The organism is Streptomyces sp. NPDC034086 (assembly GCF_055575515.1).
In genome coordinates this window covers 149,049-173,848 of sequence record NZ_JBVISM010000006.1, presented here as the reverse complement: position 1 = coordinate 173,848, position 24,800 = coordinate 149,049, and the positions used below count along the sequence as shown (strand labels likewise).

Below are 24,800 nucleotides of genomic sequence, written 5' to 3'. Positions count from 1 at the left end.
GTTTTTTTTCCTCCCGGCCAGGCCCACCCTCCCCCCCTCCCCGGGGTCCCCCCTTCTAGCCCCCCGGGCCGGGTCCTCCCCCCCCTCGCACACGATCGCCCCCCCCCCGCCACCCCCCGGCTCCCCGCCGCTCGCGCGTACCGGCCCGGGGGGCGGTGTCCCGGGGGGCGGACCGCGGAGAACGGGGCGGCGGAACCCTCGCTACCATGGTTTATCCGGACCTGCCCGGGCCCCCGGATCCTCCCCCGGACGCCGTCCGGGGGGACCCCCAGAGGAGCGCTCTTGCCAGACGAGGTCCAGCCACTCCCCGCCGCACAGCCCGACCCGCAGGCCGAGCGGGCCGCGGCGGCCGCGGCCACGCCCCCGCCCGCCCCGCCGGTCAAGCCCGTGCCGGCCAGGCCGGCCGGGTCCTCCAACCGCGTGCGCGCCAGGCTGGCGCGCCTCGGCGTGCAGCGTTCCAACCCGTACAACCCGGTACTGGAGCCCCTGCTCCGCATAGTCCGCAGCAACGACCCCAAGATCGAGACGGCGACGCTGCGCCAGATCGAGCAGGCCTACCAAGTCGCCGAACGCTGGCACCGCGGCCAGAAGCGCAAGAGCGGCGACCCGTACATCACCCACCCGCTCGCGGTGACCACCATCCTCGCCGAGCTGGGCATGGACCCCGCCACCCTGATGGCGGGCCTGCTGCACGACACCGTCGAGGACACCGAGTACGGCCTGGAGCAGCTGCGGCGCGACTTCGGCGACGCCGTCGCCCTCCTCGTCGACGGCGTCACCAAGCTGGACCGGGTCAAGTTCGGGGAGGCCGCGCAGGCCGAGACCGTGCGCAAGATGGTCGTCGCCATGGCCAAGGACCCGCGCGTCCTGGTCATCAAGCTCGCCGACCGCCTGCACAACATGCGCACCATGCGCTACCTCAAGCGGGAGAAGCAGGAGAAGAAGGCCCGCGAGACCCTCGAGATCTACGCGCCGCTGGCCCACCGCCTCGGCATGAACACGATCAAGTGGGAGCTCGAGGACCTCGCCTTCGCGATCCTCTACCCCAAGATGTACGACGAGATCGTGCGGCTCGTCGCCGAGCGGGCGCCCAAGCGCGACGAGTACCTGGCCGTCGTCACCGACGAGGTGCAGGCCGACCTGCGCGCGGCCCGGATCAAGGCCACCGTCACCGGCAGGCCCAAGCACTACTACAGCGTCTACCAGAAGATGATCGTCCGCGGCCGTGACTTCGCGGAGATCTACGACCTGGTGGGCATCCGCGTCCTCGTGGACACCGTCCGGGACTGCTACGCCGCCCTCGGCACGGTGCACGCGCGCTGGAACCCGGTCCCCGGCCGGTTCAAGGACTACATCGCGATGCCCAAGTTCAACATGTACCAGTCGCTCCACACGACGGTCATCGGACCCAGCGGCAAGCCGGTCGAGCTCCAGATCCGCACCTTCGACATGCACCGCCGCGCCGAGTACGGCATCGCCGCGCACTGGAAGTACAAGCAGCAGACCGTCGCCGGGGCGTCCAAGGTCCGCACCGACGTCCCGCAGGCCGCCAAGGGCAGCGCCGGCCACGACACGGTCAACGACATGGCCTGGCTGCGCCAGCTGCTCGACTGGCAGAAGGAGACCGAGGACCCGGGCGAGTTCCTGGACTCGCTGCGCTTCGACCTCTCCCGCAACGAGGTCTTCGTCTTCACCCCCAAGGGCGACGTCATCGCGCTGCCCGCCGGCGCGACCTCCGTCGACTTCGCGTACGCGGTCCACACCGAGGTCGGCCACCGCACCATCGGCGCACGGGTCAACGGGCGGCTCGTACCGCTCGAATCGACCCTGGACAACGGCGACCTGGTCGAGGTGTTCACCTCCAAGGCCGAGGGCGCGGGCCCCTCCCGGGACTGGCTGGGCTTCGTGAAGTCCCCCCGGGCGCGCAACAAGATCCGGGCCTGGTTCTCCAAGGAGCGCCGCGACGAGGCCATCGAGCACGGCAAGGACGCCATCGCGCGGGCCATGCGCAAGCAGAACCTGCCGATCCAGCGGATCCTGACGGGCGACTCCCTGGTCACGCTCGCGCACGAGATGCGCTACCCGGACATCTCCTCCCTGTACGCGGCGATCGGCGAGGGCCACGTGGCCGCGCAGGGCGTCGTGCAGAAGCTGGTGCAGGCCCTCGGCGGCGAGGAGGCCGCCAACGAGGACATCGAGGAGAGCGTCCCGCCGTCGCGCGCCCGCGGCAAGCGGCGCGGCAACGCCGACCCCGGCGTGGTCGTCAAGGGCGTCGACGACGTGTGGGTGAAGCTCGCCCGCTGCTGCACCCCGGTGCCGGGTGACCCGATCATCGGCTTCGTCACGCGGGGCAGTGGCGTATCGGTTCACCGCGCCGACTGCGTCAACGTCGACTCCCTCTCCCAGCAGCCCGAGCGGATGCTGGAGGTGGAGTGGGCGCCGACCCAGTCCTCCGTCTTCCTGGTCGCCATCCAGGTCGAGGCGCTCGACCGGTCCCGTCTGCTGTCGGACGTCACCCGGGTCCTGTCGGACCAGCACGTGAACATCCTCTCCGCGGCCGTGCAGACCTCCCGCGACCGGGTCGCCACCTCCCGGTTCACCTTCGAGATGGGCGACCCGAAACACCTGGGCCACGTCCTCAAGGCCGTACGGGGCGTCGAGGGCGTCTACGACGTCTACCGCGTCACCTCGGCCCGCCGGCCGTAGGCCACGACCCCGGACACGACCGTGGGCGCCGCCCCCGAGAGGACGGCGCCCACCGTCGTACCGTGCGGCAGCCGGATCAGGGGCAGCCCCACCAGACGAAGTTGAGATGGGCGCCGAAGAGGGCGGAGACGGCGGTCGCCGAACCGACGATCCACACCACGGTGCTCCTGCGGGCCCGGGCGAGGGCCAGCGCGAAGGGGAACAGCAGCGGGAAGGCCGGCATGACGAAGCGCATCTTCGAGGAGTAGAAGCCCGCGCCGCCCAGCGCCATCAGCATGATCATGGCCGCGAAGACCCACAGGACCACCGGGGGACGGCGCCTGCGCGTCATGAGGACGAACAGCACCACGGCCGTGACCACCGTCAGCGAGACCACCACGTGGGTGAGGGTGATCTGCCTGTCGGTGAAGGTCCTCTCCAGCTCGCCGAGGGTGTAGAGACCGCCGTCGTAGACGGAACCCCACCGGCGCTGGAGCTCGAAGTAGCCGTCCCAGCGGCCGAAGTGCAGGCCCACGTAGCCCACGTACCCGAACCAGCCCAGCGGGGCGATCAGCGAGGCCACCGCGATCCGGCCCACGGCCGGACGCTGCGCACGCCGCCCGCGGCGCCACTGCGCGTACTCCCAGACGCCCGCCAGCACCACGGCCGCGACGATCGCCGACCCCGAGGGCCGGGTCGCCCCGGCGAAGAAGGCCAGCACACCGGCCGTCACCCACGACTTCGCCAGCACCGCGTACATCGCCCACACCGACAGGGCGATGAACACCGGCTCGGTGTACGCCATCGACTGGACCAGCGCCGCCGGCACGATCGCGAACAGGGCACAGGTGAAGAGCGCGACCCGGCGCCCGTAGACCTTGTCCGTGACGGCGAAGATCCCCCACGCGGCGACCACCGACGCGAACAGCGCCACCCCGATCGCCGCCCACATCACGGGCAGCTGCGTGAGGTTCGCGGTCCACCGCACCAGCACCGGGTAGACGGGGAAGAACGCCATGTGGCAGCCCGGCCCCACCGGGGCGCAGGACGCGGGCATCTCGGTCGTCAGACCGTGCTCCGCGATGTGCAGGTAGAAGTCGGAGTCCCAGCGCCCGCCGAGGACCTCCAGCGGCCCCACGCCCTCGCGGCGCGCCCAGACCGCCATCACGGCGAGCCCGGTGGCGCGCAGCGCGATGTGGATCAGCAGCGCCTTCCGGGCGCGCTCCAGACTGGCGAGTACGCGCCGTCCGGCCCCCCGGGGCCCCGTTCCCCCCGCGTCGGCGACCGGCCGGGCGACGAGAAGGGGTTCTGGGACATCAGCGCGTATATGGGTGTGCGTCACATTCGATCCTGGTCGCCCGGCGGAGAGCCGCCGAGGCGGCACCGTCCAACGGTACACATGCGTCGGGTGTGACCGGCGCGCAGCCCGCGCCGGTACCGCACCGCCGACGGGGCGCGCGCACGGGACCCGCGGACGGCACGCGCGAGCCGGCGGGTGAAGGGCCCGGGAAGCCCCCGGCCGCCGCTCGCCCCGGAACGCCGGACGGGCACCACCGGACCGAACCGGTGGTGCCCGTCCCGACGGCCGGCCGTCAGCCGCCGAACTCCTCCAGGCCCTTCAGCGCCTGGTCCAGCAGGGCCTGGCGGCCCTCCAGCTCGCGCGACAGCTTGTCCGCCTTCGCGTTGTTGCCGGCCGCGCGCGCCGCGTCGATCTGCTCGCGCAGCTTGTCGACGGCCGCCTGGAGCTGCCCCGTCAGCCCGGCGGCGCGAGCCCGCGCCTCCGGGTTCGTACGGCGCCACTCGCCCTCCTCGGCCTCCTGGATGGCCCGCTCCACGGCGTGCATCCGGCCCTCGACCTTGGGACGGGCGTCGCGCGGCACGTGGCCGATGGCCTCCCAGCGCTCGTTGAGGGAACGGAACGCGGCCCGGGCCGCCTTCAGGTCCGTCACCGGCAGGAGCTTCTCCGCCTCGACGGCCAGCTCCTCCTTCAGCTTCAGGTTCTCGACCTGCTCGGCGTCGCGCTCCGCGAAGACCTCGCTGCGCGCCGCGAAGAACACGTCCTGCGCACCGCGGAAACGGTTCCACAGGTCGTCCTCGGCCTCGCGCTGCGCCCGGCCCGCCGCCTTCCAGCTGTCCATCAGCTCGCGGTAGCGGGCGGCCGTCGGGCCCCAGTCCGTCGACTTCGACAGCGCCTCGGCCTCCGCGACCAGCTTCTCCTTGGCCTTGCGGGCGTCCTCGCGCTGGGCGTCGAGCGCGGCGAAGTGCGCCTTGCGGCGCTTGGAGAAGGCGGAGCGGGCGTGCGAGAAGCGGTGCCACAGCTCGTCGTCCGACTTGCGGTCGAGCCGGGGCAGGCCCTTCCAGATGTCCACGAGCGCGCGCAGCCGCTCACCGGCACTGCGCCACTGGTCGCTCTGCGCCAGCTGCTCGGCCTCGGTGACCAGGGCCTCCTTGGCGGAACGGGCCTCGTCCGCCTGCTTGGCCTTCTGGACCTTGCGCTCCTCGCGCCGCGAGTCCACCGTCGCCACCAGCTTGTCGAGCCGGACGCGCAGCGCGTCGAGGTCACCGACGGCGTGGTGCTCGTCCACCTGCGTCCGCAGGTGCTCGATGGCCGTCTGGGCGTCCTTGGCGGACAGATCGGTGGTCCGCACCCGCCGTTCGAGGAGGCCGATCTCGACCACCAGGCCCTCGTACTTGCGCTCGAAGTAGGCCAGGGCCTCCTCGGGGGTGCCCGCCTGCCACGAGCCGACGACCTGCTCGCCCTCGGAAGTACGCACGTACACGGTGCCGGTCTCGTCGACTCGGCCCCACGGGTCGCTGCTCACAGCGCCTCCTCCACCTGATGCCCGCCAGGGGGTACGCCCCCGGGCATCGTCCACAGTTTCCTGGGGCGGGCAGCGCCCGCCCTGCACAACGCCAACATAGGCGACCGCCGGGCCGGCTGTCCGCATCCCGCACGACGGAATATCGACGTACGGGCGGCGGGCCGCCGCCCCGGGGCCGCGCCGCCCGTCAGTTCTTGGTGACGGTGCCCTTCTCGATGGTCACCGGCGTCTTGGGGGCCCCGTCCTGGGCGCCGTCGGCGGTCCCGGCCTTGGCGACCTCCTCCAGCACCTTCAGCCCGGCCGCGTCGATCTTGCCGAAGGGGGTGTAGGACGGGGCGAGCGGGCTGTCCTTGTAGACCAGGAAGAACTGGCTGCCGCCGGTGCCGGGGCGGCCGGTGTTGGCCATCGCCACCGTGCCGGCCGGGTAGATCACCTGGCCCTGCTCGTTCGGCTTGCCCAGGGCGTCCAGGTTCTCGTCCGGGATGGTGTAGCCGGGGCCGCCCATGCCGGTGCCCTCCGGGTCGCCGCACTGGAGGACGAAGATCCCGCCGGTCACCAGGCGGTGGCACTTGGTCTTGTCGAAGAAGCCCTTGTCGGCGAGCGACTTGAACGAGTTGACCGTCTGGGGGGTCTTCGCCGCGTCCATCTCGAACGTGACGTCGCCCGCGCTGGTCTTCAGGCCGAAGGTGTACTTCGCCTTGTCGTCGATGGCCATCGCGGGGGAGGGCGACTTCTTCGGCGTGGGCGCCGACGGGGACGACGAGGGGTCGGCCGCCGCGTCCTTCGTGTCCTCGCCGTCGAAGACACCGCTCACGACGAGGCCGACCAGCGTGGCGATCACCACGGCCGCGGCCGCGCCGATCACCGCCAGGCGCTGCCGCGACTTGCGGCGGGCCTCCGCGCGGCGCTTCTGCTGGCGCTCGTACTTCTCCCTGGCGAGCTGTCGCCGACGCTGATCGCTCGTGACCACCGGGTCGTCTCCTTGTGCGTCTCTGGTACCGCTGTCCGGGCTCGGTTAGGCCGTACCGTATATGGGTTCGCTGTGTGATGAGGGCCGCCGGTAGGCTCTGAGCAGCAGATTCCGATCCGCTGCCTCCCGCCGGACGACGATTGAGGACGAACGTGCTGATTGCCGGATTCCCCGCCGGGGCCTGGGGCACCAACTGCTACCTGGTCGCCCCCGCCGCCGGTGAGGAGTGCGTCATCATCGACCCGGGCCACCAGGCCGCCCAAGGAGTCGAGGAGACGCTGAGGAAGCACCGTCTCAAGCCCGTCGCGGTCGTCCTCACCCATGGCCACATCGATCACGTGGCCTCGGTGGTCCCGGTCTGCGGAGCACACGACGTGCCCGCCTGGATCCACCCCGAGGACCGCTACATGATGAGCGACCCGGAGAAGGCCCTCGGCCGCTCCATCGGCATGCCGCTCATGGGGGAGCTGACCGTGGGAGAGCCGGACGACGTCCGCGAGCTCGCCGACGGCAGCCGGCTCAAGCTGGCCGGGATGGAGTTCTCGGTGGCGCACGCGCCCGGGCATACCAAGGGGTCGGTGACCTTCAGGATGCCCGAGCAGGCCGACGTCCCGCCGGTCTTCTTCTCGGGCGACCTGCTCTTCGCCGGCTCCATCGGACGCACCGACCTGCCCGGCGGCTCCCACGCCGAGATGCTCCGGTCGCTGGCCCGCGTGTGCCTGCCGCTGGACGACTCGACGGTGGTGCTGTCCGGCCACGGTCCCCAGACCACCATCGGCCGCGAGCGCGCGACCAACCCGTACCTGCGGGAGGTCGCCGCCGGCCCGGGGGGCGACACCGCCGCCCCACGACGAGGAATGTGACGAGAGTTCCGTGAGCACCTTCAAGGCCCCCAAGGGCACGTACGACCTGCTGCCGCCCCGGTCCGCCACCTTCCTGGCGGTCCGCGAGGCGATCGCCGCCCCCCTGAAGAACTCGGGCTACGGCTACGTCGAGACCCCCGGGTTCGAGGACGTCAAGCTGTTCTCCCGCGGTGTCGGCGAGTCCACCGACATCGTCAGCAAGGAGATGTACACCCTCACGACCAAGGGCGGCGACGAGCTCGCCCTGCGCCCGGAGGGCACCGCCTCGGTGCTGCGGGCGGCCCTCCAGGGCAACCTCCACAAGCTCGGCGGCCTGCCCGTCAAGCTCTGGTACTCCGGTTCGTACTACCGCTACGAGCGCGCCCAGGCGGGCCGCTACCGCCACTTCTCGCAGGTCGGGGCCGAGGCCATCGGAGCCGAGGACCCGGCGCTGGACGCCGAGCTGATCATTCTCGCCGACCAGGCGTACCGCTCGCTGGGCCTGCGTGACTTCCGGATCCTGCTGAACTCGCTCGGCGACAAGGAGTGCCGCCCGGTGTACCGGGAGGCACTGCAGACCTTCCTGCGCGGCCTCGACCTCGACGAGGAGACCGTCCGCCGGGCCGAGATCAACCCGCTGCGCGTCCTCGACGACAAGCGGCCCGAGGTGCGGAAGCAGCTGGTGGGCGCGCCCGTGCTGCGCGACTACCTGTGCGACGCGTGCAAGGCGTACCACGAGGAGGTCCGCGGCCTCGTCTCGGCCGCCGGTGTCGCCTTCGAGGACGACGAGAAGCTCGTGCGCGGCCTCGACTACTACACCCGCACCACCTTCGAGTTCGTCCACGACGGTCTGGGCTCGCAGTCCGCGGTGGGCGGCGGCGGCCGTTACGACGGCCTGTCCGAGATGATCGGCGGACCGGCGCTGCCGTCGGTCGGCTGGGCGCTCGGCGTGGACCGGACCGTGCTGGCGCTCGAGGCCGAGGGCGTGGAGCTGGACATCCCGGCCGCCACCGCCGTGTTCGCGGTGGCGCTGGGCGAGGCCAAGCCGGCCGTGTTCGCCCTGGTGACCGAGTTGCGCAGGGCCGGCGTCGCGGCCGACATGTCGTACGGGGGCAAGGGCCTCAAGGGCGCCATGAAGGACGCGAACCGCAGCGGCGCGCGCTTCGCGATCGTCGCGGGCGACCGCGACCTCGCCGACGGCGTGGTCCAGCTCAAGGACCTGGAGTCCGGGGAGCAGACCGCCGTGGCGGTCGCCGACGTGGTCGCCGAGGTACGGGCCCGGCTGGCCTGACACCGGCGTCCCGCGGGGGCGGGGCGGGGAGGGATCCCCGCCCCGCCCCCGTGTTTTTGCGGGCCGTCCTTATCTCCGCCGAACGGATGGCGGACGCCCCCGTACGGCACAATGGCCCCTGCTTGATGACCTTGCGGACGCGGAGCGGGCGGGATCGGGATGACGACAACAGGCGCGGGCGCGGACACCGCTCCGCGGACCTTCGGCGCGAGCCGGGCACTGGCCTGGCTGCTGGTGATCACCGGAGCGGCGGGCCTGCTGGCCGCCTGGGTGATCACCATCGACAAGTTCAAGCTGCTGGAGGACCCGAACTTCACCCCCGGCTGCTCCCTGAACCCGATCGTCTCCTGCGGCAACATCATGAAGAGCGAGCAGGCGGCCGTCTTCGGCTTCCCCAACCCGATGCTGGGCCTGGTCGCCTACGGGATCGTGATCTGCGTCGGCATGAGCCTGCTGGCCGGGGCCCGGTTCGGCCGCTGGTACTGGCTGGCCCTGAACGCCGGCACCCTCTTCGGCGTCGGGTTCTGCACCTGGCTGACGTACCAGTCTCTGTACAACATCAACTCGCTCTGCCTGTGGTGCTGCCTGGCCTGGGTCGCCACCATCCTGATGTTCTGGTACGTCACCTCCCACACCGTGCGCCAGGGCCTGCTCCCCGCCCCCGGCCCGCTGCGCGGCTTCCTCGACGAGTTCACCTGGGTGCTGCCCGTACTGCACGTCGGGATCATCGGCATGCTGGTCCTGACCCGCTGGTGGGACTTCTGGACCTCCTGAACGCGGCCGCCCTGTCGGTGGGCTCGCTTAGGCTTCCGGTGTGGAACCAGATCTCTTCACCGCCGCCGCCGAGGACCGCCAGGAGAAGGACCCCGCGAGCTCTCCGCTCGCCGTCCGCATGCGCCCGCGCAACCTGGACGAGGTCGTCGGCCAGCAGCACCTGCTGAAGCCGGGCTCGCCGCTGCGCCGCCTGGTGGGGGAGGGCGCCGGGGGGCCGGCCGGAGCCTCGTCGGTGATCCTCTGGGGACCGCCCGGCATCGGCAAGACCACCCTCGCGTACGTGGTCAGCCAGGCCACGAAGAAGCGGTTCGTCGAGCTGTCGGCGATCACGGCGGGGGTCAAGGAGGTCCGGGCCGTCATCGAGGGCGCCAAGCGCGCCGCCGGCGGCTACGGCAAGGAGACCGTCCTCTTCCTCGACGAGATCCACCGGTTCAGCAAGGCGCAGCAGGACTCGCTGCTGCCCGCCGTGGAGAACCGCTGGGTCACCCTGATCGCGGCGACCACGGAGAACCCGTACTTCTCGATCATCTCCCCGCTGCTGTCGCGTTCGCTGCTCCTCACGCTGGAACCGCTGACCGACGAGGACCTGAGCGCGCTGCTGCGGCGCGCGCTGACGGAGGAGCGGGGGCTGGGCGGGGCGGTGTCCCTGCCGGCCGAGGCGGAGGCGCACCTGCTGCGCATCGCCGGCGGCGACGCCCGCCGGGCGCTGACCGCGCTGGAGGCCGGAGCCGGCTCGGCCATCGCCAAGGGCGAGGAGGAGATCACCCTCCAGACCCTGGAGGAGGCCGTCGACCGGGCGGCCGTCCGCTACGACCGGGACGGCGACCAGCACTACGACGTGGCGAGCGCCCTGATCAAGTCGATCCGGGGCTCCGACGTGGACGCGGCGCTGCACTACCTGGCCCGGATGATCGAGGCGGGGGAGGACCCCCGGTTCATCGCCCGGCGCCTGATGATCTCCGCGAGCGAGGACATCGGCCTCGCGGACCCGACGGCCCTGCCGCTGGCGGTGGCGGCGGCCCAGGCGGTGGCGATGATCGGCTTCCCGGAGGCCGCGCTGACCCTGTCGCACGCCACCATCGCGCTGGCCCTCGCGCCGAAGTCGAACACCGCCACGACCGCGATCGGCGCCGCGCTGGCCGACGTACGGGCCGGGCTGACCGGGGCCGTTCCCGCGCACCTGCGGGACGGGCACTACAAGGGCGCGGCGAAACTGGGGCACGCCGTGGGCTACGTCTACCCGCACGACGTGCCCGGCGCCATCGCCGCGCAGCAGTACGCCCCGGACGAGATCCACGGCAAGCGCTACTACGAGCCGACGCGGTACGGCGCCGAGGCGCGCTACGCCGACGTGGTGGACAAGGTCCGCGAACGGCTGCGGGGCGGCGGATCCTCCGCCTGACCTCAGCGCGCGGCGGCGGCGAACAGGGCGCGCATCGCCCGGCGCAGCCCGCAGACGTCGGCCACCGGCTCGGGGAAGTCGAAGCGGGCGTCGAAGGAGGCCCGGCCGGGTCCCCGGGTGAAGCGCACGCGCAGCCCGAGCCGGTCCAGGGCCAGCGGGACGGCCGTCGTCGCGGCCCCAGCGCGCGGGCCCAGCAGCGCGCACAGGTCGGCGACGCGGTCGGCGTGGGCGGCGGCGAGGTGCTGGAGCAGTTCGGTCTCGTGGGCGGCCAGCGGGTCGGGTTCGGCCGCCGCCAGCTCGTCCGGGTCCACCGGACCGGCGCCCCACAGGTCGTCCAGCGAGATCTCGCCGACCTCCAGGCGCAGCATCGTCCAGGCGGGACGGCCGGTGTACGGGGGGTCCTGCGACTCGCCCAGGCCCAGCAGCTCGCCCACCGGGTGCCGTTCCACGAGCAGCGCCGCGCAGTCCGCGCGGGCCTCCCCGCGCACCGGGGTCAGCCACCCGGTGAGCCGGGCGCGGCCTCGGATACGATGGGGCACGGACACCGGCGCCACATCCGTGATCTCGATCACGGCGGTGAGGTCGTCGTCCTGGGCGTGAGCGGCGGCCCTGGCAGCCGCGGATTCCCCTGATACCAGGAGGATCACGTCCCCGTCCGGGGTGACGGTCCGCGCGGCCGGCACCCCTGTCCACCACTCGGCCTGGTCAGAAGCACCCGGCAGGGTGAGGGATACTGAGGCGTTGGACTCTACGAGGGTTCGTACGCGTTCGGCTCCGGTGAGCTGCCGAACGCCTTCCCTGGGACGCGGCTGACCTTGCTTATCGTCGTCGAAAGCGGATTCCGTTTCGTTGGAACCCGAACTGCGGCGCGCACTGGGCAGGGGGATCCCATGTGGTCGAGACATTACGTCCTCCTCGCTAAGGTAAGCCTCACCTAACTTACATGGAGGTAGGTTCCACGTGAACCAGAAGCGACCCAAGGTCAAGAAGTCCCGTGCCCTCGGCATCGCCCTGACGCCGAAGGCCGTCAAGTACTTCGAGGCCCGCCCCTACCCGCCGGGCGAGCACGGCCGTGGCCGCAAGCAGAACTCGGACTACAAGGTCCGTCTGCTCGAGAAGCAGCGTCTGCGCGCCCAGTACGACATCTCCGAGCGCCAGATGGCCCGCGCGTACGACCGCGCGAAGAAGGCCGAGGGCAAGACGGGCGAGGCGCTGGTCGTCGAGCTCGAGCGTCGTCTGGACGCCCTGGTCCTGCGTGCCGGCATCGCCCGCACCATCTACCAGGCCCGCCAGATGGTCGTCCACGGCCACATCGAGGTCAACGGTGGCAAGGTCGACAAGCCGTCGTTCCGTGTCCGTCCGGACGACGTCATCACCGTGCGCGAGCGCAGCCGCGAGAAGCACCCCTTCCAGGTCGCCCGCGAGGGTGGCTACGCCGGTGAGGGCGAGACCCCGCGCTACCTGCAGGTCAACCTGAAGGCCCTGGCCTTCCGCCTCGACCGCGACCCGAACCGCAAGGAAATCCCGGTCATCTGCGACGAGCAGCTCGTCGTCGAGTACTACGCCCGCTGATCCGGCGGCCGTAGCCCTCACAGGCTGGTATCGGCCCGCCGTCCCCTCCGGGGGGCGGCGGGCCTTTCCGTTCCCTGGCGCGGCCCCGGCACCCACTGCGCCCGCAGCACCAGCGCGTCCAGCGTCAGCTGCCGCCCCTCCTCCGCGTACGCCGCGTACCGCTCCGGGCCCAGCACCTCCCCGGCCCGCTCCTGGCACAGCAGCCGGGGCGCGTTGAAGTACCCCGATCCGAACAGCCGCAGGCCGACCCCGTCCCACATGGGCTCCGCCGCCCCCTGGAGCACCGCCGCCTCGGCCGCCGCGCCCTCGGTGACCGTGACCAGCGCCAGCAGCTCCACCGCCAGCACCAGCCCGACCAGGTCGCGGAACGTGTGGTTCACCACCACGCACTCGGTCAGCAGCCGCCGGGCCCGCGCCGGGTCCCCCTCGTCCAGGGCCGCGTACGCCAGCACGTACAGGGCGTACGCCTTCGTCCAGCGCTCACCGCGCTCCAGGCAGATGTCCCGGACCTCCTCGCACAGCGCGACCGCGCCCGCAAGATCACCCTGGAAGGCCCGCGCCATCGCCAGCTCCACCTGGCACATCAGTACGTTGCTGTTCAGCTCCCCGGCCTCCCGGTAGCGCTCCAGCGCCTCGCCCAGCAGCTCCCCGGCCCGCGCCATCTCGTCCGAGACCAGCGCCAGGCACCCCAGCCGGTGCACCGCGTACGCGGCCGCCACCCGGTTCCCCGTGAGCTCCGCGCGGTCCCGGCACTCGTGCAGCGCGCCCATCGAGGCCACCGCGTCACCCTGGAGCGCCGCCACGTACCCCAGCACCCACAGGGCCTTCAGCCGCGAGCCCTCGTACTCCTCGTCCTCCCCGGCCCGCCCCGGGCCGGACTCCAGGCTGCGCGCCAGCCAGTGCCGGCCCTCGGTGAGCCGGCCGCAGCCCGCCCAGTAGAACCACAGGGTCCCCGCCAGGTACTGCCCCAGGTGCTGTTCCCCGGGCTCCTCCAGACAGCACTCCAGGGCCAGCCGCAGATTCGGCAGCTCCGCCTCCACCAGGGCGGCCACCTCCTGCTGGCGCGGGCCGAACCAGTCCAGCTCGCACCACGTGGCCAGCCCCACGTACCAGTCCCGGTGGCGCCGCCGCAGCCGCCCCGCGTCACCGAGCTCCTCCAGCCACCCCGCCCCGTACAGCCGTACGGTCTCCAGCATCCGGTAGCGCACCCCGGCCGGCGTCTCCTCCCGCGCCAGCACCGACTGCGCGAGCAGCTCCCCGACCAGGTCGAGCACGCCGTCCGCCGGCAGGTCCGGCCCCGCGCACACGTACTCGGCGGCGTCCAGGTCGAACCGCCCGGCGAACACCGACAGCCGGGCCCACAGCAGCCGCTCCGCCGGGGTGCACAGCTCGTGGCTCCACCCGATCGCCGTCCGCAGCGTCCGGTGCCGCGGCAGCGCCCCGCGCGCCCCGCCGGTCAGCAGCGCGAACCGGTCCTCCAGGCGGGCCAGCACCTGCTCCGGGGAGAGCACCCGCAGCCGGGCCGCCGCCAGCTCCAGGGCCAGCGGGATCCCGTCGAGCCGGGCGCACAGCTCGGTCAGGGCCGGCCGGACGTCCGGCGCCGGCACGAAGCCGGGGTCGGCGGCCGCGGCCCGTTCGGCCAGCAGGGCCAGGGCCTCTGCGGGAGCGGGCGGGGCCAGCGGGAAGAGCGCCTCCCCGTCCAGGCCCAGCGGGCGCCGGCCGGCCGCGAGCACCCGCAGGCCGGGGGAGCGGCGCAGCAGCCCGCCCAGCAGGGCGGCCGCCTCGTCGACCAGCTGCTCGTACCCGTCGAGGACCAGCAGGAGACGGCGTCCGGCCAGGTGTTCGGCCAGGACCGTGCGGGGCGGGCGGACGGTGTGGTCGGTGAGGTCGAGGGCCTCGGCCAGCGTGAACTCCAGCAGCGCCGGATCGCGCAGGGAGGACAGCTCGGCCAGCCAGACGCCGTCGCAGTAGCGTTCCTGCTGCTCCCCGGCGGCCGCCCGGGCCGCCGCCAGCGCCAGCCGGGACTTGCCCACGCCGCCCATCCCCGTCACCGTGACCAGCCGGGACGACGCGAGGAGCCGCGCGACCGCGGCCAGTTCGGCACCCCGCCCGACGAAGGAACTCAGCTCCGAGGGAAGATTGCCCGGCGTCACTCGTCGGGTGGGTCGCTGTCGCATGGGACACGGAGAGTACTGTTCCGGACGCGCCGCGTACAAGGCGGGTCCGCGCGGGCGTGCGCCGGACCCGGAATTCCGGTACTGCGGCGGATCTCCGGCGCGATAGGGTCGGAGGAAGACTTTTCTCCGTAGTCAATCCGTAGGCGAGCAGATCAGGGAGCGGTGCAACGTGTCCGGTGGAGAGGTGGCCGGCATCCTCGTGGCCGTCTTCTGGGCCATCCTGGTGTCCTTCCTGGCGGTGGTCCTGGTACGGCTCGCGCAGGTGCTCCGCGCGGCCACCCAACTCGTGGCCGACGTCACCGAGCAGGCCGTCCCGCTGCTGGCCGACGCCTCGACCACCGTCCGCTCCGCGCGCACCCAGCTCGACCGGGTCGACGCCATCGCGAGCGACGTCCAGGAGGTCACCTCCAACGCCTCCGCGCTGTCCTCCACCGTCGCCACCACCTTCGGCGGCCCCCTGGTCAAGGTCGCGGCCTTCGGCTACGGCGTGCGCAAGGCACTGGGCCGCACGGAGGACGCACCGCAGAAGACCACCCGGCGAACCGTGATCGTCGGCCGTACGGTGCCGTCGGCCCGGCGCCGGAAGCAGAAGGGCTGAGACCGCCGATGTTCCGCCGAGCCTTCTGGTTCACCGCAGGCGCCGCCGCCGGCGTGTGGGCCACCACCAAGGTCAACCGGCAGCTGAAGAAGCTGACCCCGGAGAGCCTCGCCGCCCAGGCCGCGGACAAGGCCGTCGAGGCCGGGCACCGCCTCAAGGAATTCGCCCTCGACGTCCGGGCGGGAATGACCCAGCGCGAGGACGAGCTGAACGACGCACTGGGGCTGCACCAGGACCCCGGGACGCCCGACAACGTCACCGCCCTCCCCGGGCCGCGGCGGCTGCGGGCCATCGAGCACCACCAGAACGACCAGAACACCCGCCGTTCGAGCAAATCGACGGTCACGCCCAACCGGAATGAGGACCACTGATGGAGTCGGCTGAAATCCGCCGCCGCTGGCTGAGCTTCTTCGAGGAGCGCGGTCACACCGTTGTCCCTTCGGCGTCGCTCATCGCGGACGACCCGACTCTGCTGCTGGTCAACGCGGGCATGGTCCCCTTCAAGCCGTACTTCCTCGGTGAGACCAAGCCCCCCGCCCCCCGGGCCACCAGCGTGCAGAAGTGCGTCCGTACGCCGGACATCGAAGAGGTCGGCAAGACCACCCGCCACGGCACGTTCTTCCAGATGTGCGGCAACTTCTCCTTCGGGGACTACTTCAAGGAAGGCGCCATCAAGTACGCCTGGGAGCTGCTGACCAGCTCCGTGGCGGACGGCGGCTACGGCCTGGAGCCCGAGAAGCTCTGGATCACGGTCTACCTCGACGACGACGAGGCCGAGACGATCTGGCGCGACGTCATCGGCGTCCCCGCCGAGCGCATCCAGCGCCTGGGCAAGAAGGACAACTTCTGGTCCATGGGCGTCCCCGGCCCCTGCGGCCCCTGCTCCGAGATCAACTACGACCGCGGCCCCGAGTTCGGCGTCGAGGGCGGCCCGGCCGTCAACGACGAGCGCTACGTGGAGATCTGGAACCTGGTCTTCATGCAGTACGAGCGCGGCGCCGGCGACGGGAAGGAGGACTTCCCGATCCTCGGCGACCTCCCGTCGAAGAACATCGACACCGGCCTCGGCCTCGAACGCCTCGCGATGATCCTGCAGGGCGTGCGGAACATGTACGAGACCGACACCCTGCGCGTGGTCATGGACAAGGCCACCGAGCTCACCGGCGTGCAGTACGGCGCCGCGCAGCACACCGACGTCTCGATGCGCGTGGTCGCCGACCACATGCGCACCTCCGTCATGCTCATCGGCGACGGCGTCACCCCCGGCAACGAGGGCCGCGGCTACGTGCTGCGCCGCATCATGCGCCGCGCCATCCGCAACATGCGCCTCATGGGCGCCACGGGCCCGGTCGTCCAGGACCTGATCGACGTCGTGATCGGCACGATGGGGCAGCAGTACCCCGAGCTCATCACCGACCGCAAGCGCATCGAGACCGTCGCCCTCGCCGAAGAGGCCGCCTTCCTGAAGGCCCTCAAGGGCGGCACCAACATCCTCGACACCGCCGTGACCGAGACCAAGGCCGCCGGCGGCACGGTCCTCTCCGGCGACAAGGCGTTCCTGCTCCACGACACCTGGGGCTTCCCGATCGACCTCACCCTGGAGATGGCCGCCGAGCAGGGCCTCTCCGTGGACGAGCCGGGCTTCCGCCGCCTGATGCAGGAGCAGCGCGACCGCGCCAAGGCCGACGCCAAGGCCAAGAAGACCGGCCACGCCGACATGTCGGCCTACCGGGAGATCGCCGACGGCTCCGGCGCCACCGAGTTCACCGGCTACGCCACCCACCAGGGCGAGGCCACCATCGTCGGCCTCCTGGTCAACGGCGTCTCCGCGCCCGCCGCCTCCGAGGGCGACGAGGTCGAGGTCGTCCTCGACCGCACCCCCTTCTACGCCGAGGGCGGCGGCCAGCTCGCCGACCAGGGCCGCATCAAGCTCGACACCGGCGCCGTCATCCAGGTGCGCGACGTCCAGCAGCCGGTCCCCGGCGTCTCCGTGCACAAGGGCTCCGTCCAGGTCGGCGAGGTGACGGTGGGCGCCCCCGCGTACGCCGCCATCGACGTCAAGCGCCGCCGGGCCATCGCCCGCGCCCACTCGGCCACCCACCTGACCCACCAGGCGCTGCGCGACGCCCTCGGCCCGACGGCCGCCCAGGCCGGCTCCGAGAACAGCCCCGGCCGCTTCCGCTTCGACTTCGGCTCCCCGAACGCCGTCCCCGGCACGGTCCTCACCGACGTCGAGCAGAAGATCAACGACGTGCTCTCCCGCGAGCTCGACGTCACCGCCGAGATCATGAGCATCGACGAGGCCAAGAAGCAGGGCGCCATCGCCGAGTTCGGCGAGAAGTACGGCGAGCGGGTCCGCGTCGTCACCATCGGCGACTTCTCCAAGGAGCTGTGCGGCGGCACGCACGTCGGCAACACCTCCCAGCTGGGTCTGGTCAAGCTGCTCGGCGAGTCCTCCATCGGCTCCGGCGTGCGCCGCGTCGAGGCCCTGGTCGGCGTCGACGCGTACAACTTCCTCGCCAAGGAGCACACGGTCGTCGCCCAGCTCCAGGAGCTGGTCAAGGGCCGTCCGGAGGAGCTGCCGGAGAAGATCGCCTCCATGCTCGGCAAGCTGAAGGACGCCGAGAAGGAGATCGAGAAGTTCCGCGCGGAGAAGGTCCTCCAGGCCGCCGCCGGTCTCGCCTCCAACGCCCAGGACATCCGCGGTGTCGCCCTCGTCGTCGGCCAGGTGCCGGACGGCACGGGCGCCGACGACCTGCGCAAGCTGGTCCTCGACGTCCGCGGCCGCATCCAGGGCGACCGTCCGGCCGTCGTCGCGCTGTTCACCGTGGCGAACGACCGCCCGCTGACCGTCATCGCCACCAACGAGGCGGCCCGCGAACGCGGCCTCAAGGCCGGTGACCTGGTCCGCGCCGCCGCCAAGACCCTCGGCGGCGGCGGTGGCGGCAAGCCCGACGTGGCCCAGGGCGGCGGCCAGAACCCGGGCGCCGTGCCCGAGGCCATCGCGGCCGTCGAGCGCCTCGTGGCAGAGACGGCCTGACGATGAGCCTGCGCCGCGGCCGCCGACTGGCCATCGATGTCGGGGACGCCCGGATCGGGGTCGCCTCCTGCGACCCCGACGGGGTGCTCGCCACGCCGGTGGAGACCGTCCCGGGCCGGGACGTCCCCTTCGCCCACCGGCGGCTGCGGCAGCTCGTCGAGGAGTACGAGCCCCTCGAAGTCGTGGTCGGCCTCCCCCGCTCGCTCAGCGGGCGGGAGGGGCCGGCCGCGGCCAAGGTGCGCGCATTCGCGAACGAACTGGCCAAGGGCATCAAGCCGGTGACCGTCCGTCTGGTGGACGAGCGGATGACGACGGTCACCGCCGCCCAGGGCCTGCGGGCCTCCGGGCGCAACGCGAAGAAGGGCCGGTCGGTCATCGACCAGGCCGCCGCTGTGGTCATCCTCCAGAACGCTCTTGAGACCGAACGGGTATCAGGTAATCCGCCCGGTGAGTGCGTCGAAGTGGTTGTCTGATCGCGATACGGTAACGTTCCGCGCGATGAGACGGCATTCGAACAGCCGTCGCTCACCACCAAAGAGGCGGAACCGGGTGTCGCGGCCGACGTAAGCCGCGGCCTTCGTCTCGCGGCTCTAGGGGACCGATGACTGAGTATGGCCGGGGCGGTGGCTCCGAACCGTGGCACCCCGGGGACCCGTTGTACGGGGACCAGGGGTGGACCGCGCACCAGACGCAGCAGGCGCAGGTGCCCTACGCCGGCGACCCGCAGCAGCAGTACGCGCAGCCGCAGGAGCCGCACTACCAGCACCAGCACACGGGGCAGTACCCGCAGCAGTACGACGAACAGGGCTACCCCCAGCAGGTCCAGTACCAGCAGATGGCCCCTCAGCAGGCGGCCCCGTCCATGGCGCCCCAGCCGATGGCCCCTCAGCCGGCGTACGACGGCGGGGGCGGCGGCCAGGGCTGGGACACCGGCCAGGGCCAGTACGCGGCGGCCGCCGTACAGGTCGACCCGTACGCCGGCGCGGACCCGTACGCCCAGCAGGCCGTCGGGACCTACCCCGGTGAGGCCCCCGACCTGTACACCACCCCGGAGGCCTACCCGCCTCCGCGGCCGCCCGGCCTGCGCCACCTGGAACCGGATCCCGTCGAGGAGCCGCTCGCCGAGGAGCCCGAGGAGGAACTCCTCCCCGCGGCCGACGGCGACGAGCCGCCCTCGCGCGGGCGCCGCGCCGGCGGCCGGGCCAAGGGCGGCAAGGGCGGCAAACAGAAGAAGCGCAGCGGCACCGCCTGCCTGCTCGCTGCCGTGGTGATCATCGGCGTCGTCGGCGGCGGTGGCTACTACGGCTACACGTACCTGAAGGACCGCTTCGGCGCGGCCGAGGACTACGCGGGCGAGGGCAGCGGCGAGACGGTCGACGTCGAGATCCCCAAGAGCGCGGGCCTGGGCCAGATGGGCCGGATCCTGAAGCAGGCCGGCGTGGTCGCCAGCGCCCAGGCCTTCGTCGACGCCGCCACCGCCAACCCCAGGGGCAAGTCGATCCAGCCCGGCGTCTACCCGCTGAAGAAGCGCATGTCGGCGGCGGCCGCCGTCGCCGTGATGATCGACCCCAGCAAGCTGAGCGTCCTCACCGTCACCGAGGGCATGCGCAACTCCAAGGTGTACGAGGCGATCGACAAGAAGCTCGGCAAGCCTGACGGCACCACGAAGGACGTCGCCCTGCGGGAGGCCAAGAACCTCGGCCTGCCGGCCTGGGCGGCCAACAACCCGAAGGCCATCGACCCGCTCGAGGGCTTCCTGTTCCCCATGCGCTACGACCTCAGCAAGGACAGCACCCCCGAGTCGCTGCTCCGGCAGATGGTCAAGCACTCCGCCGACAAGTACCTGGAGATGGGGATCGAGGGCAAGGCCAGGGAGCTGGGCCTGGACAGCCCGCTCCAGGTGGTCACCGTCGCCAGCCTCGTCAACGCCGAGGGCAAGAACCACGACGACTTCCGCAAGATGGCGGAGGTGGTCTACAACCGCCTCAAGAAGACCAACGACGTCACGAACCAGAAGCTCCAGTTCGACTCGACGTACAACTACGTCAAGAACCAGAGCGAGATCAACTTCAACCTGAGGGAAGCCCAGGCCTTCGACCACCCGTACAACACCCACTTCGTCAGGGGACTGCCGCCCGGCCCGATCGGGAACCCCGGCGCGGAGGCGGTGAGCGCTACCCTCAACCCGGACCACGGCGGATGGATGTTCTTCGTGTCGGTCGACGGCGACAAGACGACCTTCACCAAGACCTACGACGAGCACCTGAAGCTCGTCGCGGAGTTCCAGGAGCGCCAGGCGCAGAAGAAGAACGGCGGGTAGGCAGGACATGTCACGGATACGGGCCGCGGTGCTGGGTTCGCCCATCGAGCACTCCCTCTCACCGGTGCTGCACCGCGCCGCGTACCGGGAGCTCGGCCTCGACGACTGGACCTACGACCGGTTCGAGATCGACGAGGCCGCGCTGCCCGCCTTCGTGGCCGGCCTCGGCCCGGAGTGGGCCGGGCTGTCGCTGACCATGCCGCTCAAGCGGGCCGTCATCCCGCTGCTCGACGGGATCAGTGACACGGCCGCCTCGGTGGAGGCCGTCAACACGGTCGTCCTCACCGAGGACGGCCGCCGCCTCGGCGACAACACCGACATCCCCGGGATCGTCGCCGCGCTGCACGAGCGGGGCGTCGACGAGGTGCCCGCCGCCGCCGTCCTCGGGGCCGGCGCCACCGCCTCCTCGGCGCTCGCCGCCCTCGCCCGGATCTGCACCGGCGAGGTCACCGCGTACGTCCGCTCGCGCGCCCGCGCCGACGAGATGCTCCGGTGGGGCGAGCGGCTCGGCGTCGACGTGCGCACCGCCGACTGGTCGGACGCGGCGCAGGCCCTCGGAGCCCCGCTGGTCATCGCCACCACCCCGGCCGGCGCCACGGACGAGCTGGCCCCCGCCGTCCCCGAGGCGCCCGGCACCCTCTTCGACGTCCTCTACGACCCCTGGCCCACCGCCCTGGCCGCCGCGTGGTCCGGGCGCGGCGGCACCCTCCTCGGCGGCCTCGACCTGCTCGTCCACCAGGCCGTGCTCCAGGTCGAGCGGATGACCGGCCGCACCCCCGGGCCGCTGGCGGCCATGCGGACCGCCGGGGAGGCGGCCCTGCGCGCCCGTCCCTGACGCCCCCCGCGCCCGCGCGCGTAGGAAGCGGATAGCCGTACCCGCCACCCTCACCGCGTACCCTCGCCGGCCACCGCCGGGGAACCCCCCGTCCGTCAGCTGGACCGAGATCGGCTCGACGGCCCGGACGTGGGAGGATTCGGGTATGGCGGTCCCGTCCGCGCTCCCCCCGGCCACCGCCGGGAGGGCCCCGGGTACGCGCCGCCGCTGTACCAGGCGCGAGCATGAGGAGCATCGTTGAGCAGGTTGCGTTGGCTGACCGCGGGAGAGTCGCACGGACCGGCCCTGGTCGCGACGCTGGAGGGCCTTCCCGCCGGCGTCCCGGTCACCACCGAGCTGGTGGCCGACCACCTGGCGAGGCGCCGGCTCGGCTATGGCCGCGGTGCCCGGATGAAGTTCGAGCAGGACGAGATCACCTTCCTCGGCGGCGTCCGCCACGGGCTGTCCCTGGGCTCCCCGGTCGCGGTCATGGTCGGGAACACCGAGTGGCCCAAGTGGGAGACGGTGATGTCGGCCGACCCGGTCGACCCCTCGCTGCTCAAGGACACCGGCCGCAACGCGCCGCTGACCCGCCCCCGCCCCGGCCACGCCGACCTCGCGGGCATGCAGAAGTACGGCTTCGACGAGGCCCGCCCGATCCTGGAGCGCGCCAGCGCCCGCGAGACGGCCGCCCGGGTCGCCCTCGGCGCCATCGCCCGGTCCTTCATCAAGGAGGCCGCCGGCATCGAGATCGTCTCCCACGTGGTGGAGCTGGCCTCGGCCAAGGCGCCCTACGGCGTCTACCCGACCCCCGCCGACGTCGAGAAGCTCGACGCCGACCCGGTGCGCTGCCTCGACGCCGACGCGTCGAAGGCGATGGTCGCCGAGATCGACCAGGCCCACAAGGACGGCGACACCCTCGGCGGCGTCGTCGAGGTGCTCGCGTACGGCGTGCCCGTCGGCCTCGGCTCCCACGTCCACTGGGACCGCCGCCTCGACGCCCGCCTCGCCGCCGCGCTCATGGGCATCCAGGCCATCAAGGGCGTCGAGGTCGGCGACGGCTTCGAGCTGGCCCGCGTGCCCGGCTCCAAGGCGCACGACGAGATCGTCTCCACCCCCGAGGGCCTCAAGCGCACCTCCGGCCGCTCCGGCGGCACCGAGGGCGGCCTGACCACCGGCGAGCTGCTGCGCGTCCGCGCCGCGATGAAGCCCATCGCGACCGTGCCGCGCGCCCTGGCCACCGTCGACGTCGCCACCGGCGAGGCCACCGTGGCCCACCACCAGCGTTCCGACGTCTGTGCCGTGCCCGCCGCGGGCATCGTCGCCGAGGCCATGGTCGCGCTGGTGCTGGCCGACGCGGTGGTCGAGAAGTTCGGCGGGGACTCGGTCCCCGAGACCCGCCGCAACGTCCGGTCGTACCTCGACCACCTGCAGATCCGGTGACCGCCGGCCCCCTGGTCGTACTCGTCGGCCCCATGGGCTCCGGCAAGTCCACGGTGGGCGGCCTGCTCGCCCGCCGGCTCGGCGTCCCCTACCGGGACACCGACGCGGACATCGTCGCGGCCCAGGGCCGGGAGATCTCCGACATCTTCGTCGACGAGGGCGAGCCGTACTTCCGTGAGCTGGAACGCGAGGCCGTGGCCGCCGCCGTCGCCGAGCACACGGGAGTCCTCGCCCTCGGCGGCGGCGCCGTCCTCGACGAGGGCACCCGCGCCCTGCTGAGCGGGCTGCCCGTCGCCTACCTGTCGATGGACGTCGAGGAGGCCGTGCGCCGCGTCGGGCTCGGCGCCGCCCGCCCGCTGCTCGCCGTCAACCCGCGCCGCCAGTGGCGCGAGCTGATGGAGGCCAGGCGCCACCTGTACACCGAAGTCGCGCGCGTCGTGGTGGCCACCGACGACCGCACCCCCGAAGAGGTCGCCCAGGCGGTCCTCGACGCTCTGGAGTTGAAGGACGTATGACAGACCAGGTGACGCGTATCCACGTCGGCGCCAGTGCCGGACACGACGCGTACGACGTGCTGGTCGGCCGGCAGCTGCTCGGCGAGCTGGGCGGCCTGATCGGCCCGAAGGCCCGGCGGGTCGCCGTGATCCACCCCGAGGCGCTGGCCGAGACCGGCGAGGCGCTGCGCGCGGACCTGGCGGAGCAGGGCTACGAGGCGGTCGCCATCCAGGTGCCGAACGCCGAGGAGGCCAAGACCGTCGAGGTGGCCGCGTACTGCTGGAAGGCGCTCGGCCAGTCCAACTTCACCCGTACCGACGTCATCGTGGGCGTCGGCGGCGGCGCCACCACCGACCTGGCGGGCTTCGTCGCGGCCAGCTGGCTGCGCGGGGTGCGCTGGATCGCCGTGCCGACCACCGTCCTCGCGATGGTGGACGCGGCCGTCGGCGGCAAGACCGGCATCAACACCGCCGAGGGCAAGAACCTCGTCGGGGCGTTCCACCCGCCGGCCGGGGTGCTCTGCGACCTCGCCGCGCTGGAGTCGCTGCCGGTCAACGACTACGTCAGCGGCCTCGCCGAGATCATCAAGGCCGGGTTCATCGCCGACCCGGTGATCCTCGACCTGATCGAGGAGGACCCGGCGGCGGCCCGTACGCCCGCCGGCCCGCACACGGCCGAGCTGATCCGCCGCTCCATCCAGGTCAAGGCCGACGTGGTCTCCAGCGACCTCAAGGAGTCGGGGCTGCGGGAGATCCTCAACTACGGCCACACCCTCGCGCACGCCATCGAGAAGAACGAGCGCTACAAGTGGCGGCACGGTGCGGCGGTCTCCGTCGGCATGGTCTTCGCCGCCGAGCTCGGCCGGCTGGCCGGGCGGCTCGACGACGCCACGGCCGACCGCCACAAGGCGGTGCTCGCCTCCGTGGGCCTGCCGCTGACGTACCGCGGCGACCAGTGGAGCAAGCTGCTCCAGACCATGCAGGTCGACAAGAAGTCCCGCGGCAACCTGCTGCGCTTCATCGTCCTGGACGGCCTGGCCAAGCCCACCGTCCTGGAGGGCCCCGACCCGGCCCACCTCGTCGCCGCCTACGGCGAGGTCTCCGCGTGAGCCGCCGGGTGCTGGTCCTGAACGGCCCGAACCTGGGCCGGCTCGGGTCCCGCGAGCCCGACGTGTACGGGGCCACCTCGTACGCCGGCCTCGTGGAGAGCTGCCGCACCCTGGGCGCGGAGCTCGGCTTCGACGTGGAGGTCCGCGAGACCAACGACGAGGGCGAGCTGGTGCGCTGGCTGCACGAGGCGGCCGACGGCGGGATCCCGGTCGTCATCAACCCCGGGGCCTTCACGCACTACTCGTACGCCATGCGGGACGCGGCCGCCCAGCGGACCGCACCGCTGATCGAGGTGCACATCTCCAACCCGTACGCCCGGGAGGAGTTCCGGCACACCTCGGTCATCGCGGCCGTGGCGACCGGCACCGTCGCGGGCTTCGGGCTGGGCTCCTACCGGCTGGCGCTGCGTGCGCTGGCGGAGGAAGTCACGGCCTGAGATAACGTTC

The 24,800-nt window shown here is 72.3% G+C and carries 21 protein-coding genes; 16 read left to right on the top strand and 5 right to left on the bottom strand.

The features are described 5' to 3' along the window. Positions 1-282 precede the first annotated feature (282 nt). Entirely contained in the window at positions 283-2,706 is a 2,424-nt protein-coding gene (locus ACZ514_RS17240; RefSeq protein WP_468169088.1) for a RelA/SpoT family protein, read from the top strand. Positions 2,707-2,782: 76 nt separating this feature from the next. Here ACZ514_RS17240 and ACZ514_RS17235 read toward each other — a convergent pair whose 3' ends face one another. The 3 genes from ACZ514_RS17235 to ACZ514_RS17225 all read right to left on the bottom strand — a co-directional run bounded on the left by ACZ514_RS17235 (position 2,783) and on the right by ACZ514_RS17225 (position 6,477). Continuing rightward, entirely contained in the window at positions 2,783-4,027 is a 1,245-nt protein-coding gene (locus ACZ514_RS17235; RefSeq protein WP_469125067.1) for a mannosyltransferase family protein, read from the bottom strand. Positions 4,028-4,277: 250 nt separating this feature from the next. Further along, the gene (locus ACZ514_RS17230; RefSeq protein WP_468169079.1) at positions 4,278-5,507 is read right to left on the bottom strand and encodes a DUF349 domain-containing protein; all 1,230 of its coding nucleotides are present in this window, start codon (positions 5,505-5,507) and stop codon (positions 4,278-4,280) included. Positions 5,508-5,694: 187 nt separating this feature from the next. Next, complete coding sequence (locus ACZ514_RS17225) at positions 5,695-6,477, bottom strand: peptidylprolyl isomerase (RefSeq protein WP_468169076.1); 783 nt, start codon at positions 6,475-6,477, stop codon at positions 5,695-5,697. A gap of 152 nt (positions 6,478-6,629) precedes the next feature. Between ACZ514_RS17225 and ACZ514_RS17220 the strand changes: the two genes are divergently transcribed. The 4 genes from ACZ514_RS17220 (at position 6,630) to ACZ514_RS17205 (ending at position 10,786) form a co-directional block, all read left to right on the top strand. Further along, positions 6,630-7,340 carry an MBL fold metallo-hydrolase gene (locus ACZ514_RS17220; RefSeq protein WP_468169073.1) on the top strand — a complete coding sequence of 237 codons (711 nt, stop codon included), beginning with the start codon at positions 6,630-6,632 and terminating at the stop codon, positions 7,338-7,340. 10 nt (positions 7,341-7,350) lie between these two features. Next, positions 7,351-8,610: a histidine--tRNA ligase gene (gene hisS / locus ACZ514_RS17215; RefSeq protein WP_468169070.1), complete on the top strand. Its 1,260-nt coding sequence runs from the start codon at positions 7,351-7,353 to the stop codon at positions 8,608-8,610. Positions 8,611-8,769: 159 nt separating this feature from the next. After that, positions 8,770-9,384, top strand: a complete 615-nt coding sequence (locus ACZ514_RS17210; protein ID WP_469125066.1) for a vitamin K epoxide reductase family protein — start codon at positions 8,770-8,772, stop codon at positions 9,382-9,384. Between the two features lie 40 nt (positions 9,385-9,424). Next, positions 9,425-10,786 (top strand): replication-associated recombination protein A, encoded by a 1,362-nt coding sequence (locus ACZ514_RS17205; RefSeq protein WP_469125065.1) that lies wholly within the window; start codon positions 9,425-9,427, stop codon positions 10,784-10,786. Between the two features lie 2 nt (positions 10,787-10,788). Here ACZ514_RS17205 and ACZ514_RS17200 read toward each other — a convergent pair whose 3' ends face one another. Beyond that, the gene (locus ACZ514_RS17200; protein ID WP_468169061.1) at positions 10,789-11,691 is read right to left on the bottom strand and encodes a DUF2470 domain-containing protein; all 903 of its coding nucleotides are present in this window, start codon (positions 11,689-11,691) and stop codon (positions 10,789-10,791) included. 55 nt (positions 11,692-11,746) lie between these two features. On the opposite strand from ACZ514_RS17200, the gene rpsD reads away from it, so the two are divergent. Then, on the top strand, positions 11,747-12,358 hold the full coding sequence (gene rpsD, locus ACZ514_RS17195) for a 30S ribosomal protein S4 (protein ID WP_007263048.1): 612 nt from the start codon (positions 11,747-11,749) through the stop codon (positions 12,356-12,358). Between the two features lie 17 nt (positions 12,359-12,375). Here rpsD and ACZ514_RS17190 read toward each other — a convergent pair whose 3' ends face one another. After that, complete coding sequence (locus ACZ514_RS17190) at positions 12,376-14,535, bottom strand: ATP-binding protein (RefSeq protein ID WP_469125064.1); 2,160 nt, start codon at positions 14,533-14,535, stop codon at positions 12,376-12,378. A 169-nt stretch (positions 14,536-14,704) separates the two neighbouring features. Here ACZ514_RS17190 and ACZ514_RS17185 point away from each other — a divergent pair, with 169 nt between their 5' ends. The 10 genes from ACZ514_RS17185 to aroQ all read left to right on the top strand — a co-directional run bounded on the left by ACZ514_RS17185 (position 14,705) and on the right by aroQ (position 24,790). Continuing rightward, a complete protein-coding gene (locus ACZ514_RS17185; RefSeq protein ID WP_469125063.1) occupies positions 14,705-15,133 on the top strand; it encodes a DUF948 domain-containing protein in 429 nt (142 codons plus the stop codon). Between the two features lie 8 nt (positions 15,134-15,141). Continuing rightward, a complete protein-coding gene (locus ACZ514_RS17180; protein ID WP_468169052.1) occupies positions 15,142-15,504 on the top strand; it encodes a DUF6167 family protein in 363 nt (120 codons plus the stop codon). Continuing rightward, entirely contained in the window at positions 15,504-18,173 is a 2,670-nt protein-coding gene (gene alaS / locus ACZ514_RS17175; protein WP_468169049.1) for an alanine--tRNA ligase, read from the top strand. Before ACZ514_RS17180 ends, alaS begins: the two co-directional genes overlap by 1 nt. A gap of 2 nt (positions 18,174-18,175) precedes the next feature. Beyond that, entirely contained in the window at positions 18,176-18,646 is a 471-nt protein-coding gene (gene ruvX, locus ACZ514_RS17170) for a Holliday junction resolvase RuvX (protein ID WP_388944493.1), read from the top strand. A gap of 128 nt (positions 18,647-18,774) precedes the next feature. Continuing rightward, a complete protein-coding gene (mltG, locus tag ACZ514_RS17165) occupies positions 18,775-20,493 on the top strand; it encodes an endolytic transglycosylase MltG (protein ID WP_468169046.1) in 1,719 nt (572 codons plus the stop codon). A gap of 7 nt (positions 20,494-20,500) precedes the next feature. Next, positions 20,501-21,328 carry a shikimate dehydrogenase gene (locus ACZ514_RS17160; RefSeq protein WP_468169043.1) on the top strand — a complete coding sequence of 276 codons (828 nt, stop codon included), beginning with the start codon at positions 20,501-20,503 and terminating at the stop codon, positions 21,326-21,328. Between the two features lie 237 nt (positions 21,329-21,565). Next, positions 21,566-22,750 (top strand): chorismate synthase, encoded by a 1,185-nt coding sequence (gene aroC / locus ACZ514_RS17155; RefSeq protein WP_468169040.1) that lies wholly within the window; start codon positions 21,566-21,568, stop codon positions 22,748-22,750. Next, positions 22,747-23,265: a shikimate kinase gene (locus ACZ514_RS17150; RefSeq protein ID WP_468699921.1), complete on the top strand. Its 519-nt coding sequence runs from the start codon at positions 22,747-22,749 to the stop codon at positions 23,263-23,265. Before aroC ends, ACZ514_RS17150 begins: the two co-directional genes overlap by 4 nt. Beyond that, positions 23,262-24,353 (top strand): 3-dehydroquinate synthase, encoded by a 1,092-nt coding sequence (gene aroB / locus ACZ514_RS17145; RefSeq protein ID WP_468699922.1) that lies wholly within the window; start codon positions 23,262-23,264, stop codon positions 24,351-24,353. Before ACZ514_RS17150 ends, aroB begins: the two co-directional genes overlap by 4 nt. Next, positions 24,350-24,790: a type II 3-dehydroquinate dehydratase gene (aroQ, locus tag ACZ514_RS17140; RefSeq protein WP_468169031.1), complete on the top strand. Its 441-nt coding sequence runs from the start codon at positions 24,350-24,352 to the stop codon at positions 24,788-24,790. Before aroB ends, aroQ begins: the two co-directional genes overlap by 4 nt. The last annotated feature ends 10 nt before the right edge of the window (positions 24,791-24,800 follow it).